This window comes from Halobacteriovorax sp. GFR8 (assembly GCF_050955245.1).
In the GTDB taxonomy this organism is placed as follows: domain Bacteria; phylum Bdellovibrionota; class Bacteriovoracia; order Bacteriovoracales; family Bacteriovoracaceae; genus Halobacteriovorax_A.
In genome coordinates this window covers 669,187-688,022 of record NZ_JBPBLR010000002.1, presented here as the reverse complement: position 1 = coordinate 688,022, position 18,836 = coordinate 669,187, and the positions used below count along the sequence as shown (strand labels likewise).

At 37.4% G+C, this 18,836-nt stretch carries 18 protein-coding genes; 7 read left to right on the top strand and 11 right to left on the bottom strand.

Translation table 11 applies throughout. The features are described from left to right. Window positions 1–111: 111 nt before the first annotated feature. Window positions 112–1,029 carry an aspartyl/asparaginyl beta-hydroxylase domain-containing protein gene (locus tag ACRXC1_RS03820; protein WP_392911461.1) on the top strand — a complete coding sequence of 306 codons (918 nt, stop codon included), beginning with the start codon at window positions 112–114 and terminating at the stop codon, window positions 1,027–1,029. Here ACRXC1_RS03820 and gshA read toward each other — a convergent pair. Then, entirely contained in the window at window positions 1,021–2,610 is a 1,590-nt protein-coding gene (gene gshA / locus ACRXC1_RS03815) for a glutamate--cysteine ligase (protein ID WP_433656616.1), read from the bottom strand. The genes ACRXC1_RS03820 and gshA overlap by 9 nt on opposite strands. A 64-nt stretch (window positions 2,611–2,674) precedes the next feature. After that, a complete protein-coding gene (locus ACRXC1_RS03810) occupies window positions 2,675–3,685 on the bottom strand; it encodes a hypothetical protein (RefSeq protein WP_433656614.1) in 1,011 nt (336 codons plus the stop codon). 75 nt (window positions 3,686–3,760) lie between these two features. Here ACRXC1_RS03810 and ACRXC1_RS03805 point away from each other — a divergent pair, with 75 nt between their 5' ends. Genes ACRXC1_RS03805 through ACRXC1_RS03795 form a run of 3 tightly spaced genes read left to right on the top strand, consistent with a single transcriptional unit; the run spans window position 3,761 to window position 5,602 of the window. Next, window positions 3,761–4,396 carry a DUF3943 domain-containing protein gene (locus ACRXC1_RS03805; protein WP_433656612.1) on the top strand — a complete coding sequence of 212 codons (636 nt, stop codon included), beginning with the start codon at window positions 3,761–3,763 and terminating at the stop codon, window positions 4,394–4,396. Continuing rightward, entirely contained in the window at window positions 4,383–5,114 is a 732-nt protein-coding gene (locus ACRXC1_RS03800; protein WP_433656610.1) for a hypothetical protein, read from the top strand. Before ACRXC1_RS03805 ends, ACRXC1_RS03800 begins: the two co-directional genes overlap by 14 nt. Next, complete coding sequence (locus ACRXC1_RS03795; RefSeq protein ID WP_433656608.1) at window positions 5,111–5,602, top strand: DUF501 domain-containing protein; 492 nt, start codon at window positions 5,111–5,113, stop codon at window positions 5,600–5,602. Before ACRXC1_RS03800 ends, ACRXC1_RS03795 begins: the two co-directional genes overlap by 4 nt. Here ACRXC1_RS03795 and ACRXC1_RS03790 read toward each other — a convergent pair. The 7 genes from ACRXC1_RS03790 to ACRXC1_RS03760 form a co-directional block, all read right to left on the bottom strand. Then, the gene (locus tag ACRXC1_RS03790; RefSeq protein ID WP_393061972.1) at window positions 5,599–6,015 is read right to left on the bottom strand and encodes a hypothetical protein; all 417 of its coding nucleotides are present in this window, start codon (window positions 6,013–6,015) and stop codon (window positions 5,599–5,601) included. The genes ACRXC1_RS03795 and ACRXC1_RS03790 overlap by 4 nt on opposite strands. Before the next feature lie 8 nt (window positions 6,016–6,023). Continuing rightward, on the bottom strand, window positions 6,024–6,548 hold the full coding sequence (locus ACRXC1_RS03785) for an FMN-binding protein (protein ID WP_433656606.1): 525 nt from the start codon (window positions 6,546–6,548) through the stop codon (window positions 6,024–6,026). Then, entirely contained in the window at window positions 6,536–7,648 is a 1,113-nt protein-coding gene (locus ACRXC1_RS03780; RefSeq protein ID WP_433656604.1) for a hypothetical protein, read from the bottom strand. Before ACRXC1_RS03780 ends, ACRXC1_RS03785 begins: the two co-directional genes overlap by 13 nt. Window positions 7,649–7,739: 91 nt before the next feature. After that, window positions 7,740–8,660: a DUF368 domain-containing protein gene (locus ACRXC1_RS03775; RefSeq protein ID WP_393061976.1), complete on the bottom strand. Its 921-nt coding sequence runs from the start codon at window positions 8,658–8,660 to the stop codon at window positions 7,740–7,742. A 5-nt stretch (window positions 8,661–8,665) separates the two neighbouring features. Next, a complete protein-coding gene (gene topA / locus ACRXC1_RS03770; RefSeq protein WP_392911446.1) occupies window positions 8,666–11,203 on the bottom strand; it encodes a type I DNA topoisomerase in 2,538 nt (845 codons plus the stop codon). Between the two features lie 87 nt (window positions 11,204–11,290). Continuing rightward, window positions 11,291–13,501 carry a LysM peptidoglycan-binding domain-containing protein gene (locus ACRXC1_RS03765; RefSeq protein WP_392911444.1) on the bottom strand — a complete coding sequence of 737 codons (2,211 nt, stop codon included), beginning with the start codon at window positions 13,499–13,501 and terminating at the stop codon, window positions 11,291–11,293. 8 nt (window positions 13,502–13,509) lie between these two features. Continuing rightward, on the bottom strand, window positions 13,510–14,238 hold the full coding sequence (locus ACRXC1_RS03760) for a hypothetical protein (protein WP_433656601.1): 729 nt from the start codon (window positions 14,236–14,238) through the stop codon (window positions 13,510–13,512). Window positions 14,239–14,380: 142 nt separating this feature from the next. Here ACRXC1_RS03760 and ACRXC1_RS03755 point away from each other — a divergent pair, with 142 nt between their 5' ends. From ACRXC1_RS03755 to ACRXC1_RS03745, 3 genes are all read left to right on the top strand, one after another. Next, window positions 14,381–14,608 (top strand): DUF4911 domain-containing protein, encoded by a 228-nt coding sequence (locus tag ACRXC1_RS03755; protein WP_392856875.1) that lies wholly within the window; start codon window positions 14,381–14,383, stop codon window positions 14,606–14,608. A 98-nt stretch (window positions 14,609–14,706) separates the two neighbouring features. Further along, entirely contained in the window at window positions 14,707–16,077 is a 1,371-nt protein-coding gene (locus ACRXC1_RS03750; protein ID WP_433656599.1) for a hypothetical protein, read from the top strand. Window positions 16,078–16,097: 20 nt separating this feature from the next. Continuing rightward, window positions 16,098–17,135: a thrombospondin type 3 repeat-containing protein gene (locus tag ACRXC1_RS03745; protein WP_433656597.1), complete on the top strand. Its 1,038-nt coding sequence runs from the start codon at window positions 16,098–16,100 to the stop codon at window positions 17,133–17,135. Here the strand turns inward: ACRXC1_RS03745 and ACRXC1_RS03740 are convergent. Continuing rightward, window positions 17,125–17,718: a hypothetical protein gene (locus ACRXC1_RS03740; RefSeq protein WP_433656595.1), complete on the bottom strand. Its 594-nt coding sequence runs from the start codon at window positions 17,716–17,718 to the stop codon at window positions 17,125–17,127. The two genes, ACRXC1_RS03745 and ACRXC1_RS03740, sit on opposite strands and share 11 nt — an antisense overlap. Then, window positions 17,706–18,803, bottom strand: coding sequence for a hypothetical protein (locus tag ACRXC1_RS03735; RefSeq protein WP_433656593.1), 1,098 nt, complete (start codon window positions 18,801–18,803; stop codon window positions 17,706–17,708). The genes ACRXC1_RS03740 and ACRXC1_RS03735 overlap by 13 nt, the downstream gene beginning before the upstream one ends. Window positions 18,804–18,836: the final 33 nt, after the last annotated feature.

The window sequence follows — 18,836 nt, the reverse complement described above, 5'->3', positions numbered from 1 at the left end:
AAAGCAAACGCTTGATGTATATTTGATTCTAATTGTTAAAACTTAAACGAGGATAAGACTATTAGCGTTATATCTGTACTCATTTTTCTCTTTCTTTTTGGTATTGCCTCAATGGGCTATGTCTACGCTTACCGTGGAACTGAAAGATATGAGAGTTTAAACTTCTATCTGCGTAAAGGTTGGCCCATTTTTGCACCTTTAAATTGTCTACTCTATATGTTCACAAAGAAGAGAGCGGCAAGGCCAATTATGAATCTAGCGGACTTTCCTGAACTAAAACTTGTTCAAGATAATTGGGAAACAATTCGCGACGAGGCCGTAAGCCTCAGAGAGAATGGCTACTTTGATAAAGTAAAGGACCCTACTTCAAGTGCTTATTACGATATCGGTTTTAGAACTTTCTATAAATACGGTTGGTCAAAATTCTACCTAACTTGGTATGGAACAACTTTAAACTCAGCAAAAGAATTATGTCCTAAAACTGTTGAACTTGTTTCAAAGGTTCCTGGCGTTAATGGTGCCATGTACTCAATCCTTCCAGTTGGATCGAAATTAACGAAGCACCTAGATCCAGTGGCCACTTCTCTTCGCTACCACCTAGGACTTAAAACTCCTAATGATGATCGATGTTACATCAATATTGATGGTACAGATTATTCTTGGCGTGATGGAGAAGCATTACTTTTTGATGAAACATATCTTCACTTTGCATTCAATAATTCTGAAAACGAAAGAATTATTCTTATGTTAGAAGTTGATCGCCCAACGAATATCATTGGAAAGATTATCAACTTTATCTTTAAGCAAATAATGAGAATTACTCTGGTTCCTAATGTTCCGGGAGATCAAAGAGGACTAGTGAATGCAATCTTTGGTGCTGTTACTCCAGCTCTTCTTAAGGTAAGAACCCTTAAGCAAACGAATATAGTTCTTTATAAGATCATTAAGCACACTGTAAACTTAACACTACTTGCTGTCGCATTTGGTTTAATTTACTTAGTACTTACTTTTATTCAATCTCTATTTTGAAAAGCTAGAAGCAACATATGCGGCGACGTATTCTTCAAAGTCTACGTCGTCGAGTTTTTCAAAGTCCACCTGGCGCTGCATTGATGCATTCTTCTCTAGTGCCAACTCTTCTTGAAAAATATGATTTACATCTTCAGAAGCTAACTCTTTACGGTGTTCAAGAGCTAGATCCTTCATTGTTTGAATATGTCCCTTTTGTGAGACAAGATCAAAGACCTTCTGAGATAGAGTATTTACAGGATCAATTAACTTACGTTGCTCTTCAATGGCAAAAATTAATTCTTCCTTTCGCTCTCCATCTGAAATCGCATTAACGACTTCACTCATTTGATCAAAGAAATTAGTTAGATATTCTTGGTAATTGATTTTTGAACCATTAAGGCCAATTTCTAGTCCAGCACTTCTTCCCTGCTTAACAATGAGCTGGTTATTTTCTTCGATCTCATTGTAGATTTCACGATTACACTTATCGGCCTGCATGAACAAGCATGTCAAAAGAAATGCATCAAGAAAGTCTGCCTGAGTTTTAGTAATTCCATTTTTTGCAAATGGGTTTAAATCAAGAAGCCTCACCTCAATATATTCAATCCCCTTACTTCTTAAGCTAGCAAGAGCACTCTTTCCAGGAGGGGCAATTCTTTTCGGCCTAATAATTGAATAGAACTCATTTTCAATCTGTAAAATGTGAGTACTAATTTGTTGTAGCTCACCTTTCTCATTTCTAAGGCCAATCTTATCGAAGTCTGCAAAATTCATTTGCAGGGCCTCTTCTAAACTATCACAGTAGCTATCAAGGCTATTATAACAGATACGAATACCATTTTGAGAAGCACCAGTATAACCAAGCCCACCCATTCTTAGGCAAGTCCCCTCTTTCGAACCATAAGTCTTGCCATAATTTTCATCTTCGTGAATGACATCTAAAGAATGTTTTTTTCCTTCAAGAAAAGACTCGTGAACAGAAATAGAATTTCCAAATAAATAAAGCAGAACATTTGAGTAGCTTCTAAAGTTACGACAAAGGTTGAGATATTCTTCATTGATAAATAGTTGTAAAGAAAGATCACTACCACTTAATTCATGCCAATTCTTCCAAAACTCTTCGGTCATCGAAAAGTTATAGTGAAGGCCAGCAATGGCCTGCATTGATCGGCCATAGCGAAGCCCAAGCCCTGAACGATAAAGTGTCTTGAGACGGCCTGAGTTACTCTCGCCGTAATAAGCAAGCTTGATATCTTTATCTTCTGGTAAAATACAAGGCATTGATGATGGCCAAATTACTTCATTTGAATCTTGCTCTAAAACATAGTGCTGAAGATTTCCTAACGTTGATAAAGTTTCAGCATTTGATTTTGAAACAGGAGTGATGAACTCAAGAAGACTTTCTGCAAAATCTGTAGTTATCCACTTGTGAAGAAGTTTTGAACCAAACTTAGGATCATGGTCTGAACTAGCAAGCTTGCCATCTGCAACCATTACACGAAGCCCTTCTTTTTCAATTCCCTTATTAACATTTAGAATTGAATCACTTCCGTATTTTGTTTGATAATTTTCAAGTGCTTGCTTATTAATCTTAATCATAAATCGTCCTATATTTCGCATCTATAGTACGCTTTCAGTAATATGCAAGCAAGCTAATCTTAACCTAGTTAAGATTCCCAATACTTATAGGTAGCTCATAATTTATTCCAAAGGCAAAGTCTTCATTCTTCGTTTGACCAAGCATAAGAGCAAAATTAGAAGCACTATCAGCATAGAAGTGAAATAATGCAGGATATAGATTTAGACGGACTCTAAAATCTTCTGAACTGTTCATAAGTAGCGACGCAGCTTGTCTCCCCATCGTTTCAAGAAAATAACCATATGCAAAACGCCCCTCCTGCTCCAGAGGGTTTGTTAAGGCCAGACCAGCAGCAAATGAGTGTGACAAATCTCCATCATCGTAAGTAAGCCCTACCAGGTTCATCATTCCCATATAAAGAAGTGGCCTAAAATTATCGAAGTGAAGAAACTTAGGACGCATAATATAATTTAGCCCGACGTTAAAGAAATCCTCATGCTCAACATCATAGACTGGCATGAAGTGCCAAGTCGTCATCCCCATTTCATCAACCATAAAATTCATAAAGGGATCATTTAGTCCAAGAAAGAAGGCCGCAACATCATAGAAGTATAGATCAGCAATATGATCAAGAGCAGATACCTCAGGCTGAGTTGTCTCATTGGCCTCATTTCCAAAATGCATGGCAAAAGTGACAAAGAACGAGAAAGTTTTGGCCCACTTAATATCATAATAGTCAGAGTACTCCATGAGCTTCTTTGTTTCATATGCCCCACCAAATGTATGAAGAAAAATATTTGGTAAAGCACGATTACTTAGAAATTCCTCTTTGATTAAGGTATCAAATCCACCATTCTTTTTTATTGAATGAATGGGATCCTTCACCTTATTCCAAACAATCTTATGCTTTTCGAAGTAATCCTCTTGGTTAAACCAATACGGATTCTGAATGACATCAAATGACCCATTAATATAGAGCTGAATTGGAAACCATGGACCGTCTTCTTTCTCGTCAAAAACAAGGTAATTTGAACTCTGGGCAAAGATTTGTGATGAAGTAAATAAAATTAATAAGAAAGAGATTAATTTTTTCATATATTTAGTGAACTGGCTTAATTATCGCAATGTATTATTGGCCAGAACGTGGCCAAATTTATATAAGATCACATCGTGAAAAGTTTTATAATTACTCTATCTTTTACAATACTTACCCTATGCATGCAAAGAACTTCTTTTGCACAAAAAAAGTATTTCTACCAAGATCGTGATCACACAAAAGAAGAGATCTATAAAGACGTTGGATTTGTTTTTGGAATCTCTCTCATTGCCTATCCCCTAACTCAATGGGATACCGTAAGAAATGAAGGATCATGGGATAGCTACCGCAAGAATTTTGGAAAGATTGTCTTCGATCGCGATGAACCGTTTTGGAATTATATGGTTCACCCTTATACAGGTTCACAAATGTTTCTCTACTATCGTGCTCGAAGTTATCGATATGCAGATGCCCTCGCACTAACTTTTGTCTCTAGTACGATTTTTGAGTTTCTCATCGAAGTTTATACTGAACCAGCTTCAGTACAAGACCTCTATCAAACACCTGTACTTGGAGCAGTTATGGGTTATGGTTTTGAAAAACTATCCATGTCTCTGTTAAATGGAGAAAGCAAGGTTGGGCACTTCTTTGGTCACTTAATTAACCCAATGACTTTATTTCCTTCAATCTTTGAAGGAACAGCATATGCAGTCATCGCACCAGACTTAGATAAGAAATCAATTGGATATTACTTTCATGCAGAATTTTAAACTAATTCTCATATTTATTATCTCTCTTGCTTCTTTGAATGCTAGAAGTGCTTCTGGCCCTTATGAATTCTATCTAAGAGCAGGGTTTACTCTTCAAAACACAATCTTTAACGAATTAGACGACGACCAATTTGAAAATAAATACGATATCGAAGACCGTGAAGAATCGAAGGCTTTTGGTATTTATACACAGTTTTCATTTCGACTAGAAAAGGTCGAAATTGGCCTTGAGTCCCATACAACTTTCGGACGCGCCCGTGACCTACGTTTTGCCTATGACAGTACAGTTCTAAAAGGCAATGGAAACTTCAGATCTTTCAATATTACGCCAACAATTCGTATTAATAGCGATATCTATGAAATTGATTTTTTACATCATATTGGATTTAGAAGATTTAAGCTCTATGTTAAGTTTGGTCCTAGCTGGCTTCTAAACTCTCTTGATCTTGATGACTTTAATATCGTTACAAATGGTAGAGATCTAAAACTAAATTATGACTCTTTTGGAGGCTCACTTTCTGTCGGTATTGAACAAGTTAAAGAAGTCTATCGCTTTCCATTCTTTGCCGAAGTTACGGTTGCAGCATATCGCTCTTATAAGACCACATTAATCGATCGGACAGATCGTACCAAGGTTGAGATTCTTAAAGAGCAGAGTGCGCGAGAAGATATTAATTCGTTTTCAATTTTTTATACCATAGGAGCATCTCTATTTTGAGCACACAAACTACGCAAAAAGATATTGAACAGATTGAAGCTTTTTTAAAAAGAGAGGCCAGAGGTATTGTTGAGGTTTCAGCAAGAACAACAGACGGTCGACCAGCTTCAATTAAAGTTACTCCAGTTGTAGATAAAGTTCCCTTCCCTACGATCTATTGGCTAGTCGATCCTGTCGTCTACAAGGCCATTAGCCAAATCGAAGGGCAAGGATTTACAAAAGAGCTTCAGGCCATGATTGATGCTGATGATGAACTTAAAGAAAAAGTGAAAGCAATTCATGAATCATATCGTGATGAAAGAGTGAAGTTATTTAAAGAGATGAATCTCGAGCTACCAGATAATATGATGCCGATGATTACAGATACTGGTATCGGAGGGCTCAGAGATTTCTATCACCTAAGATGCCTACATATGTTCTATGCTTTTCACTTAGTTCGCCCTCATATAATTGGAGAACTAGTTGATAAGAAGTTACAACAAGCTTAGCGATTTGCTGTCACGTGATGGTAAGTGAAACCAAGACTCCACACAAGGGACACTCCAAGGTGGATATAGGCAGACCATTGCCTAAGTAGATCATTATCACTAACCTGAATTAAGTATCCGGATAAGCTCATAACCACAAAGAGTCCAATTAGAAAGATTCCCGAAGTACGTGACTTCTTGTAGCCACTTAATACTCTCTTATAGATATGATTTGAAAAAATTGTCCCAACAAAGAAAAGAAGAAAAGGCACAGATAAGATGTGAAGCTTTTGCATCCAAATAGAAAGTGGATGGGTTTCAGCTCCCCAATCACCTTCAATTGTCATAAAGTACTTGGCCACAAAATAAATTGTCCCCGTAACAACGATAAAGTAATTTGAAATAAATAGATTATTCTTTTCTGTCGGCGTCATAACTTAGGCTAGATTATATCTTTTTGTAGATATAGCGACAACCATACTAAAAATTTTGTACTATTAGACGAAAGAGTTGCTCCAGAAACAATATCAATTGTATCCGGCTTCTGTGATTTAAAGCGAGAAAGCCAATTCGGCTTCACCTTATATTCTGAAGGCTCTTCAAATTTAACGATCGCTAAACTTTCAATATTATTTTTTACCACATGAACATGAAGAACTTGATTCTTTGTACGAACAGTATCCGTAAAGACAAAGTCATACGACGTTTCATTCTTGCATTCTCTCTTATAAAACGAATAGAAGCGTCGAATATCACGAGTTGGATATTTAGATTTTATTGTTTCAAACTCTTTGTCCGTTAAGAACTTAGACTTCTCAACAAATGCACAATCAGGATACTTCTTAGAAAGAGTTTCCTTGATCCCAGCGTAAGCTTGTCCTTTCGCTAGAAATAAAACAGCAGTAAAGAGGAAAATCCCCTTTACTGCCTTAATATTGAATAGATTTGAAAATCTTAGTATTCCCATCCGATCCCGAAGTTTACTTCTTCTGATTCACCAGCATTAGATGCATTATTTAGTTTAGTGAAGTCAGCTTTGAAAGAAACTTTATCAAGTGGCTTATACATAATACCAGCTGTGATATTTTCTTTATCGTTTGCTTTATCAGCTACGCCAACAGATGCATCAACATCGTCTTGAGTGTTATAACTTTCGTATCTTACATATGGCATAATTGAATAAGTTTTACCATGAGTAATATTGTAAGCTAGGTCAACATAGTAACCTTGCATAACGTCAGCTACAACTTTTGACGTTGCTGCTGAGAACTCTTTACCATCAAGAGTTGAGTAAACATATAACGCCTTCACCATTAGGCCTTTGTAGTTATATGCTAAGTGAACATCGTAGATATTGTGCTCACCTTGAGCGTCACCATTAGTTGTCCCCATATAAAGAGAAGCACCTAGATCAAGACCAAAGTCAAAACCGTAATCAACTCTAGCAACATGTGACCAGTGTCCAGCAAGTGCTTTAGCACCTTTTTGACGTCCACCACGTACACCACCTTCAGAGAAACCAGCAGATCCATCCCAAGACTTTAGTGAGTTCATGATATAGTATTTATACTCAAGATTATTCCAAGTACCATAAACTCCAACACCGTTTTCACGCATAGTCGTTGGAATAATTGCATTTTCAAGTCTTGGACGCTTAACACCAATAAAACGAGTTGGCTCGTGCTCAGTGTTTACGATCCCGATTGGAGTAAGTAGAAGACCAGCTTTGAAGTTTAAAAGGTCAGAGTGAGCATAACGAATTTCTGCAAACTCAGTATAGATTTCATCTGCGTGCTCAATTTCAATTTCAGTCATGAATGACCACTTGTCACTAAATTGATACCCAACGTAAAGTACGTTTCTTAGAGTATCCCACTGAGATGTACCTTCACTATTGTCAGTATAGATGATCTCACCGTAACCACCAAGGCTTACCTTAGATGATAGGCCCTTTGATTGCATGCTTTGTACTTCTTTAGAAAGAATATCAATTCTTCTCTCTAGCTCTTGTGTTGTAGCAGCACTAACTGTTGTTGCTGCAATTAAAGCGATAAACAACTTTTTCATTTATTCTCCTATTAAACATTTTGTTTGAATTACCAAACGGATGTTAATGAGAATTAAATAAAAGGTCAAGTCACTAAACTAGACAATATTTTTAGTTGTTTCTGTTCGCACTACGCTCTAAAAAGAAGACAAAGAAGAAACCAATGACAACAAGCACAACAGCTAGAATATCCTCTGGCGTAAGTGAAGTTGGAAAGTAAAGGCTCTCAGAAAGGACCTTTGTCTTGCCACGAATAACGACAGACTTTGTCACTTCTCTCCAAGGCCAAACCTTAGATAATGTCCCAAGAAGAATTCCTACCAGGAACGCCATTGTGCGCTCGCGGAAATTCTTCATAAAGAAATTTAAAACCTTAGAAAAACTAACAAGACCAGTTAAGCAGCCAAGAGCGAAGACACCAATGATAATTAAGGCACCTTCTTGAAATGGATTCTTTAAAGCACCTGTAACGTATTCATACTTTCCTAAAATTAACAGTATGAATGAACCTGAAATACCTGGCAGAATCATGGCCGTTATACCAATTAGGCCACAAATATAAATAAACCATAAATCTGTTGGAGTTGTGACAGGCACAAGCTGAGTAATAGCAAAACCAATTGCAGCACCTAGGGCCACCATAACAAGGGCCAGAGGATTCTTACGATCCTTTAAGTCCCTAGCGATGACAATGATAGAAGCTGAAATCAACCCTAGAAATAGGCCCCAAGTCGGTACAGGGTGATGATTAATCAGATAATGCATAAGCCTTGCAAGAGAAAGCATGGCCCCGAGAATTCCAATACCTAAAGGAATGATGAATTTTAAATCAATCTTCTCTGAAACACTCTTTATATTAAAAGTTAGTGCATCCTTAATGAGACCTTTATCAATGGCAGCGACTGTGGCCAGAAGCTTATCATAGATTCCAGTGATAAATGCAATAGTTCCCCCTGAAACACCAGGGATTAAGTCGGCAATGCCCATAAGAAAGCCCTTGCAAAAAACAAGGGCCATATTTTTATTGATCATATTGATTACTCTTTATTCTCTTGTGCTTCTTCTTTAGCAAATGGAGTATCTTCCCAGTCTACAGAGTGCTTACACTCAGGACATTGAAGCTGTTTCCCCCATCTCTTTGTTTCCTTAACACCCATAACGCCGAAACCACAAGCAGGACAATCCATAACTTTTGGCTCATTCCAAAGGGCAGTTTCACACTCTGGATAATTCGTACAACCATAGAAGATTTTCCCGTAACGAGACTTCTTCTCTGCAAACTTTCCAACCTTACACTTTGGACATGTCACATCGATTGTATAAGGAAGAGTTGTTTCACACTTTGGATATTCTTCACAGCGAACAAAGCGTCCATACTTACCTTTCTTAACTTCGAGACGCTTTCCACACTCTGGGCACGGGTCTCTAAACCAGTCCTTTGGAAGTATTTCAATTGTTCCATCAAGGTGCTTTTTAAAGTCATGAGTCGATGTACAATCTGGGTAGTTACGACAGGCAAGGAACTGACCATTACGTCCCCATTTAATAAGGTACTCACCGTCTTCACATTTATGGCAGTGAATTCCCGTTGGAATCTCCTGCTTTTTAAGGTTCTTCATTTCCTCTTTTGCTTTTTCAAGAGTCTTTTCAAAACCTTGCCAAAATTCCTTAAGAACTTTCTTCCACTTAATTTCACCGTCTTCAATTTTATCCAGAAGCTTTTCAACATTGGCCGTAAAAGCAACATCCATTACATCCGGAAACGATTCAATAAGCATCTTACAAACAACAGTACCAAGCTCTGTCGACATAAAACGGTTTTCAACCTTTTCGACATAACCACGATCTTGGATATTTGAAATAATTGAAGCATAAGTAGAAGGACGCCCAATCCCCTTTTCTTCAAGAGTCTTTACAAGAGAAGCTTCGTTATAACGAGGAGGCGGCGAAGTCCAGTGTTCCTGTTCAGCAGGTCCATTCTTTGCAGGCATTTGCTCACCAACTTCTATTACTGGTAGCTCACCTGTTGCCTTTGGTGTGTCATTTTCATCCTCATCATCATTACCGCCGCGGCGTGAAGCTTTTTCAGCAGCTGCTTCCATATAGACAGTTCTAAAACCTGGAAACTTAATGATCGAGCCATTTGCCTTAAAGAAGTGGCCTTCACACTCAAAAGTTACAGCTGTTTGATCGATAATCGCCTGACTCATTTGAGAAGAGATAAACTTATTCCAAATAAGCTCATATAATTTTTGCTCATCTGGCTCTAAATCTCCTCTTAATTGATTTGGAGTATATTCAAGAGAAGTTGGTCTGATGGCCTCGTGGGCATCTTGAACCTTACTACTTCCCTTTTTCTTATATTCAATTGGTTCTGGTGATAAGTACTTCTCACCATATTGGCCCTTAACATACTCACGAAGAGCATTTAATGATTCCGGCTCAGTTCTAACAGAGTCCGTTCTCATATATGTGATAAGACCAACAGTTCCAAAGTCAGTTGTTGCAATCCCTTCATAAAGTCTTTGCGCAACCATCATTGTTCTCTTGGCCGTAAATCCTAGCTTATTAGCAGCTTCCTGCTGAAGCTTTGAAGTTGTAAAAGGAGGTGTAGGGTTTTGTTTTCTTTCACGTTTTTTAACGTCAATAACTTCAAACTCTTTCCCATTAACATCTTTTACAATTTGTTTCGTGAACTCTTCATCTGTTAATTCAGTTTTCTTCTTGGCATCTTCACCATAGTATTTGAACTCAAAAAGAGTTCCATCTTTTTCCATCTCACCGTGAATTGAAAACCACTGCTCTGGAACGAAGGCCTTAATTTCATCTTCTCTTTCAACAATGATTCTTAGGGCAACTGATTGAACACGCCCAGCAGAGATACCACGTTGAACTTTATCCCAAAGAATTGGTGAGATCTTATATCCCACAAGACGGTCAAGTACACGACGTGTCTTTTGGGCATCATACATATTAACATTTAGATCAACTGGGTTTTCAACGGCATTTGTTACAGCATTCTTTGTAACAGCATTGAAAATAACTCTTCTAATTTTTTTCTTCTTACCAATTTCTTCAGCAAGGTGAAATGCAATGGCCTCTCCTTCACGGTCCAAGTCGGGAGCCAGGAAGATTTCATTTGCATCTTTTGCTAATTCTTGAATTCTTTCGATCTTTGCTGCTTTACCAGCTATTGGTACTAGGTCAATCTCAAAGTTCTCTTTGATATCAACACCTAGTTTTGATTTTGGAAGGTCTTTAATGTGTCCATTTGAGGCAACAACCTGAAAACCACGCCCAAGATACTTCTTAATTGTTTTGGCCTTTGAAGGTGACTCCACAATGACTAGTTTGTAGTCTTTGTCTTTAACTGAGGAAGCCTTTTTCTTTGTCGTCTTCTTTGCAGTTTTCTTTGCAGTCTTTTTGGCCGCCTTTTTAGCTACTTTTTTCTTTGCAGTTTTTTTGGCAGTTTTTTTAGCAGTTTTCTTCTTTGTTGTTTTTTTTGCTGCTTTTTTCGAGGCCTTTTTAGAGGCAGCATTTGTTGCAGCTTCACTCACAACTTCTGATTGTGTCATGATGTTCACTTTCTCCTGTTATAAAAAAACAAGGTGCGTTACTGGAACGCACCAAGGATATCTTAACATATTTTTTGCTAGCATAGATTAATTTGAGTCACTATTCAATAGTTCTTCAATTTCTTCGATGTCATATGGAGTCAATCCGTAAGGGTTCTCCTTACTGTTCAGATCTTCATCCATATATTTTAGACCTTCTTGTGATTCGATTTCATTCATTGAAGGTAGTGCGTTAGGATCTTTGGCCTTCACACCTTTCTCAATTAAATTCAGATCTTGACGCTCTAAGTAAGTATCTTCATCAATCTTCTTCTCATTTAATTTTGTTTCAGCTTCAATCAATTCTCTCTCAAGCTTCTCAAGTTCTTTAAGATCACGAGCTTGTTCTTTAATGATCGATTTCTCTCTTTCTTGGCGTTCAAGTTCTTCAAGTTCATCTTCTTCAAGGCGAATTTCATCAACCTGCTTAAGAAGATCCTCTCCAAGATTATCTAAGTTCAACTCAACATCAAGTTCCTCAAGAGCAAGGTTCTCTTGCTTGCCAAGATTCTTAGCACGAGTATTATTACGTAGCTGCTCTGCCATCTTTGCAGTTGCCTCAGATTTAGTCAGAGCAATATCACCAAGCTCCATTCCTGAATTACTATAAGAAATAACGGCCGTCGCAAAATTATCTGTGACAGTAATAACAGTTGCCTCACCTTTTACATATGTTGGTTGAGAACTAATTTGCTTTCCTGTTCCTCTATCCATGAATGAGTAGACTTCAAAAACATTTCCTAGCTCAACGCCATCCACTCGACCACGATCGAGGTAAACAACACTTCCTAGAGCTAGTCCTCGCTGTTGTTGTTTATATGAACCAATAATGGCCGCTTCAATACGTCGAGGATTATAAGTTTTAAAAATCTTAGCAATCTTAGGTGTGTAAACTGTAACTCTAGCACCGCGCTCAATCGTTTCAACAATTTCGTCAACTGATACTTCCCACTTATTATCTTCTAACTCTCTTATCGCTTTCACTTGTCCTAAGATTGTATAGCGAAGACCTTCACGATCAGAAATACGATGAGAAACTTTTCCATCTGGTTGATAGATTGAGAATTTATCACCAGGCCTTACTTGCACACTCTTATCAAACTTAACGTAGACTTTCTGATCGCGAAGAATAAGAACAGACTCGTCTTGCTTATCAGAGATATACCCTAAGTCTTGAAGGTGGTTAGTCGAAAGAAAAGTATTTAAATAGAAACCATGTGAAACCGTGATTTCTTGTCTTTCAATAGAAGAAATTCCATTCTTATCATATTGATTATCAGGTTCCTCAATAATGATACGAGAAATAGGCGGAGCATACTTCTTATAGTCAGTATTTAGCTCGATCTCAGTCATTGATAGAACATCATCATAAGAAGATTCAGTTAATGATTGAAAGAACGCACCTTTATTAACAAGCTGTCTTCTCTCTCTTAGCCAATTGGACTTTATATCATCACCGTACGCAGAAAAGGCACCAGAGGATGCGACCTTAACATTTTCAGAGCGACGTACTTGTGAGCCATCATCTTCAAATGTCCCAAATGCAACCTTAGGAAAAGAGCTTTCGCTTCCCGTTGAGAAAACAAGAACTTGTCCCGGCTCAATTTCGTGAGGGTTTGTAATTTGTGGGTTCATTGACCAAATCTTAGAATAGTAGAATCCTGATCCAAAAAGGTTTTGTGAAATTTTCCATAACCAATCACCCTCTTGAACAACATACTTATCGACCTTTGCCGATGTAGCAAGCTCATTCCACTCTTCTTCTGGTATTTTCTTTTCAACAAATTTTGCAAGATCAAGAAGCTCTTTCTCTTCTCTTCCCACATTGAAAAGGTTTTTATTAATCGTTACTTTTTGATCACTTGCACTCGATCCTTTGGCCTTCTCTGGCTCAACAATCTCGACATTAGTAGCTTGTGATTTTGTATCAACATCTTTTGCAAGAATATCAATCTCTTCAAGATTATCTGCATTCTCTAAATTATTGGCATTAATCTTTTGTAGATTCTCATCAGTTAGAACCTCTTCACCAGGAAGGGTCTTCTTTTGATCACTTTTTATCGAATTTAATTCATCAGTAAGAACTTCCTCAGACACGTCCGTTTGCTGTGGCTGATCAGTCTCTTCTTCTAATAGCATAAGAAGGTCTTTATCATCTAAGAGCTCTAGATCCTTAAGATCATCTTGTGCGCGCACCTGTCCCATGCTCATGAGAAGAGATACGATACAAAATAATAAGCTTAGATTTTTCTTCTTCAAACTACGCCCTATGCTTCACCGAAGAAATCGTGAAGGATTGAATAATACTTCTCTTTCTTCTTTGCTAATTTTAATTTATCAGTACAAACAATAAGTCTTCCTAAACTCTTAATAACAAGACCTGAAAAAGCATGTTGTCTAAGAATCTCTTCATACAACTGCATCGCTAGATCAAATTCTTGTTGAGAAAAAAGCATTTCTGCTAAGTAGAACTTTGCTCTTACTTTAATTTGACTATGTCTTGAACCTTCAAGATCTTTTAGAATAGTTAAAGATTGGTCCAAGCGGTTTTGCGCCATTAGACCTTCGGCCTGCTTTAGCAGATTTAATTCTTTTTGTAGAAGAACATCATCTGATTGTTCTTGCTTCTTTTGGGCAACCACTTCATTAGCAAAAACATCTACTGTTTCAGCAACACTACTACTCTTTGCGCCTTGAAGATCATCAATCATACTAAGTTGTACTTGCTCAGCCGACCCCTTCCCTTCCTTGGCCTTGTATTGTTCGGCCAGACTTGGCGCCTTAGTATCTTTTAAAAGCTTGTCGTATTTTTCAAGAAGCTGATCGTACTGGGCCTTAGGAACCATTTGTTGTTTAGCTTCGGCCTGCTTCGCTTCTTCAATTGGGTAACCTTCTTCATCAAAAAGAGTTTTTCTTTTCGACCACGAACAAGAAGTCGTTGCCAATGCTAAAATTAATACTGAAGTGAGTGGAAATCTCTTCCTGAAATCTTTCACTTGTAGTCCTCCATGACTTGATAAAAGAGTGGCCTTTAATAATATTTTAGGTTACAAAGCGTTTAAGTCAATGAAATTTCGTGGATAGGCAAAGACTGCCAAGCCAAATAACTAAATAAAAAACAAACTTGTCGAGTATTTTATGAGTGAGATATTTAAAACAATTGTAAGAGTACCAAAGAAAGAATCAGCATATTTCTACTTTCAACTTGAAGCAAATGAAGGCCTATGTTTCTACTCAACAATCGAAGGAGACAAGCACGAAGGCCATCGCGACATTATCGTACAGGCCCACCCTAGCCTAGAACCTGAAGTTAAGTACTTACTTAATAAATTAGCTCAAGAAATCGAACTACAATTTATTGACTAATTTTTGTACAGCTAAGAGAAGATTTCAAATCCGACTAACTCAATCAAATTAAATGATATAACTCACAAAATACCGTAAACCAAAAACGGAGAGAGATTATGTCACCAGCAATTAAAAAAGTTGCTAATACAACCTTGTGTGTATTTGCCTGCCTTCAAATGGCCTCTTGTAAAGTTGTTACCAATAAAGGTATCAATAATCACTTCAATGATTTCAAGCTTAGCCTTGAAAGCTCTGAAAAATCAAACTTATCAGATTCAAAACTGATGATGGCCAACGAACTACAAATAAAATCAGAACAAATTGCCAAGCTAATCAACAGTGCTCCAAAGTTTGAAACTTGGACAGACTCAAAGCAAACTTACGGATCGAATGATCGTAGAAGAAGAGTGCGTACAGTTGAAAAATATAATGAAAGTAAAGAAAAGATTCGCAACTGGATGAAACAAGTTAAAGATCTAACTCTCGATATCCACGCAATTACTTTTGATGCAGGAAAAGACTCTTACCGTAAAGATGAGACTAATCGTCTTATCAATACACCTGAGCAAATGGCAAAAAACGAAGTTCTTGCACTCTACTCTCTTACTTATATGAGAAATCTAAGTGAAGGTTATACAAAGCGTTCAATTGGTTATATCGAAGAGATTTCTTCAGATAAGATGCAACGTTTTACTGAAAATGATGAAGAATTCAAGCTTGAAGTTCTACAGCAACATATGGCCTATATCGGTATGATGAAAATCATCGATCAAGATGCTAAGAAAACTCTTACAAAGCTTAAGGCCATGAGAGATGCAAATATTCTTTCACCACAGCTAAGTGAAAATATTAACAACCTACTTAATACAGGTAAGAAAGAAAATTCTGAGAAATTAGAAAAGTTCAAAGAATATAAGCAAGAAGCTCTTACTCAAGAGCAAAGAGCTGAGTTTGATAAGGCCTTAACAACTTACGAAAGCGTATTTGGAAAGAAGTCCCTTCTATTTGATCCAGCAAATCCAGATCATCCACTTATGCACCTATTTGTTATTGCTTCTAACCTATCTTGGGGATTAATCAATACAATGGTAGGAGCTGCTTTTATTGGAACAAAGGTAATTCTTGCGCCAGTTAGTCGTGGAGTTAACTTATTTATAAACTTCCTAGAAGCTGTAACTCCATATCGTTATATGAGAATGATTGAATTTGATCTACCACGTATCAGAATCGCAGCTTCAAAGATGCAAATATATGCTGACGTATGTGGACTAGGAATCGTACCAGGAAAGATGTCTGCAGGACTATTTGAGCTAGACTTCTGCTCAGGTTACCGTTTCGCTTCAGGACATGAAGCAGGTCACGCGAAGCAATCAGCACTTCTTGGCCCACTTTACTTCCCAGCGGCGATCCTTTCATACGCTCTAGTTGGTGGACACGGTGGATTCATTGAAGCATGGGCAGATATTTGGTCAGCTCACTACCACTAAGAATTGGATAAAACTTAGGCATGATTTTCAAAAAGAAAAACATATTTAAAAACTCTCTACTGGGCCGCCCTTGGTCCATAGGGAGTCTTGCCATTTCAATGGTAATTACCCAAACGATCTTAGCCGCCCCATTCAATCTTCCACCCATCGATGAAAAACTTCGCTATACAATAAATGAAACCTTTATTGAAAAAGATGTTATTAGAAATGATAACTACTTTATTTTTCTGGACCAAGACTTCGATGGAATTCCAGATGCTATGGATAATGATATTGATGGTGATGGTTACGAGAATATCACAGATGAGTTTCCTGAAGACAAAACAAGATTTGGCACTGATCTAAATAATAATGGCATTATCGACTTTGTTGATTTTGAGTTTAGTAAGAATATTACTGACAAAGAAAGGTCTAAAGCAAGTACTCTTCAGACGCAGATATATGAAGATTACAAAATTCTTCTAATTCCTGCTGCAGAAATAAACTTAAAGCAAATCCGACTTGTCAAAGAACTACTCGACACTGGTTTTACAGAGACAACAAATCACTTAAAATTTGTTATTTTTGAGACAACACATCCGACAAGCTGGCTAACAAAAGGCAAGTATGATGAAGAGTGGAAACAAATCGTTATCTACAAAGATCAATTAAAAAATGATGAAGAAATCAACCTGACTCTAACTCACGAGTTCTTTCACTTCGTTCAAAAAGAGAACCCAGACCTATACCAAGACTTCATTAACTCTGTTGGCTGGTCTTCGACTGAAAATGAGAGGCATTTCACATACCAACACAATAATGATCACCATCACCCAGAAATTAACTTATCTGAAGCAAAGCTTAGATTAACTAATACAAATGAGTTAATCACCTATGATAACTTCCCTTCGGAGTACTCAACAGTATCGCCAGAAGAAATGTTTGCAGAAGTGGCCACAGCATACCTATATCAAAATAAATCGAACGAAAAAGATTTCGCCAATAGGTTTACAAATTTTGAAGCATTTGCGAAAAGCCAGGCCTTTAAAATATTTAACGAAATATTCTCTATTTTTTAAAGTCACTATTTAAAACAAAGCGCTCCCATTTATTCTTAATGAACCACTCGGTAACACTCTTAAATGGAGGAAGATTTTCTCTCTTTCTAGCAGCGTTTAGCTTTCTTAGATCTGGTCGATAATAAGTACCAATCACCTTTCCAGAACGTTCAATTACTTGAAACTCATTTGAGACAGGATTATAGCGGTAAATATCATTCTTACTTCTAAAAGAGATAATATTATCATCACTTGAGCGAGCAAACTTCTCAGCATTTCTCAAGTATTGTCTATCACTAACAAAGTTAAATTCATCACCGTGTTTTTTCGCATGCCCAACAAGAAGATCCTTATCCTTGAACCCCGTTGTCTTGAATCCCTTACGATGAATCATATGTTGAAAGAACATAGGATTAATCTCGACACCACGATCTAGAAGACTTGTCATCTCTTGTCTGATTTCGCCCTTAATTCCTCTTTGGCTCATAATCTTTTGTGACTCAATTGCTCTTGTCACCTTAGCGTCAAGATCCTTACACTTCTTACCTGCAGCGAAAATGGGTAAGTTAGAAATTAAGAATAACGAAATAACTAAAGCGCGCATGCCGCATACTCCACAGTTAAGTTCACATAATTACCAGAAGAAAGAGTATTAACTTTTTCAAGGCCATCTTTATTTTTTGTCATAAGTACTTTATTTATGAGCTCACCGACTTTTTCTTTCCCTAACTTTCCTGCACTCTTTAACTGGTCAAGAAGCTGTAAGAATTTTGCCGATGACGTTACTCTCTTTGAAAGATCTGCAAGAGAAGTCATAGCATTCCCTAGCCCAAGAGGTCCTCTCATAATGACGTTTACTAAGACATTTGATCCCAGGCTTCCTACTAGAGAGCAAACTAATTGGATTTGCGACTCAAGAGATAGAGCACCGAGCGCCTCACCGAGACTAGCTAGTTTTTGATCAATTTGCGTGATAAATTCCTTTGTTGTCTCATATGTATCAACAGCACTACTCCAAAACTTTTTCGCTGACTTAACGGGAGACTTAATAAAGTTCCAAATTCCACTTCCCACATCTTGAACAAGGCCACCAGTTTTTGCCCAGGCAGCGCTTAGGGCCTTTTGCACACAACCGCTTGCTTGCGCCATAAGATAGTCCTTATTGAAGCGATCAACAGGCGCCTTTAGGTCATCAATATTTACAATTTCTTCTAATTGATTTTCACATTCTAAAGCATGCGCCTTTGGGATAATGAGATCAATGAGAGTGTACTTTTTAAAGCTCCCCTTTCTCATTTGCTTTGCCACAAAGCCTTTAACACTTTTTACAATTCTAAATTTTTCAACTTTTGAGATATTTTCAAAATAAATAGAAACAGGAACTTTTCCAACTTTGAAATTTACGACTTCCCCAGCGTCTAGTGAGATGAATTTATTAAGCTTACTTTCATCGGCCTCTAGCCCGAGTTTTACGAAGAATCTCTCACTCCCCTTAACAAAAACCTGATTTGCTAGGAAGTGCTCAGAATAATTTTGATAGAAACCATCAAAGTCTTGATATTGGTACTCAGCAATTAGCACTTCTGCTAACCCTTGAAAATCATTCGAACGATCTTGGTAATTGAAATCAGTTGATGAATATGCACCCAGGCCGTAAATAGTTAAAATTAGAATTAAAATTCCCCTCATTTAATTATTCTAACTTAAATTCACCTTTAAAAA

Bases quoted from the DNA above. Each gene is read 5' to 3' on its own strand.
- ACRXC1_RS03755 (WP_392856875.1), top strand. From the start codon at position 14,381: ATGAGTGAGATATTTAAAACAATTGTAAGAGTACCAAAGAAAGAATCA.
- ACRXC1_RS03800 (WP_433656610.1), top strand. From the start codon at position 4,383: ATGCAGAATTTTAAACTAATTCTCATATTTATTATCTCTCTTGCTTCT.
- ACRXC1_RS03735 (WP_433656593.1), bottom strand. From the start codon at position 18,803: ATGAGGGGAATTTTAATTCTAATTTTAACTATTTACGGCCTGGGTGCA.
- topA (WP_392911446.1), bottom strand. From the start codon at position 11,203: ATGACACAATCAGAAGTTGTGAGTGAAGCTGCAACAAATGCTGCCTCT.
- ACRXC1_RS03790 (WP_393061972.1), bottom strand. From the start codon at position 6,015: ATGACGCCGACAGAAAAGAATAATCTATTTATTTCAAATTACTTTATC.
- ACRXC1_RS03785 (WP_433656606.1), bottom strand. From the start codon at position 6,548: ATGGGAATACTAAGATTTTCAAATCTATTCAATATTAAGGCAGTAAAG.
- ACRXC1_RS03745 (WP_433656597.1), top strand. From the start codon at position 16,098: ATGATTTTCAAAAAGAAAAACATATTTAAAAACTCTCTACTGGGCCGC.
- ACRXC1_RS03780 (WP_433656604.1), bottom strand. From the start codon at position 7,648: ATGAAAAAGTTGTTTATCGCTTTAATTGCAGCAACAACAGTTAGTGCT.
- ACRXC1_RS03750 (WP_433656599.1), top strand. From the start codon at position 14,707: ATGTCACCAGCAATTAAAAAAGTTGCTAATACAACCTTGTGTGTATTT.
- ACRXC1_RS03740 (WP_433656595.1), bottom strand. From the start codon at position 17,718: ATGCGCGCTTTAGTTATTTCGTTATTCTTAATTTCTAACTTACCCATT.
- gshA (WP_433656616.1), bottom strand. From the start codon at position 2,610: ATGATTAAGATTAATAAGCAAGCACTTGAAAATTATCAAACAAAATAC.
- ACRXC1_RS03820 (WP_392911461.1), top strand. From the start codon at position 112: ATGGGCTATGTCTACGCTTACCGTGGAACTGAAAGATATGAGAGTTTA.
- ACRXC1_RS03810 (WP_433656614.1), bottom strand. From the start codon at position 3,685: ATGAAAAAATTAATCTCTTTCTTATTAATTTTATTTACTTCATCACAA.
- ACRXC1_RS03775 (WP_393061976.1), bottom strand. From the start codon at position 8,660: ATGATCAATAAAAATATGGCCCTTGTTTTTTGCAAGGGCTTTCTTATG.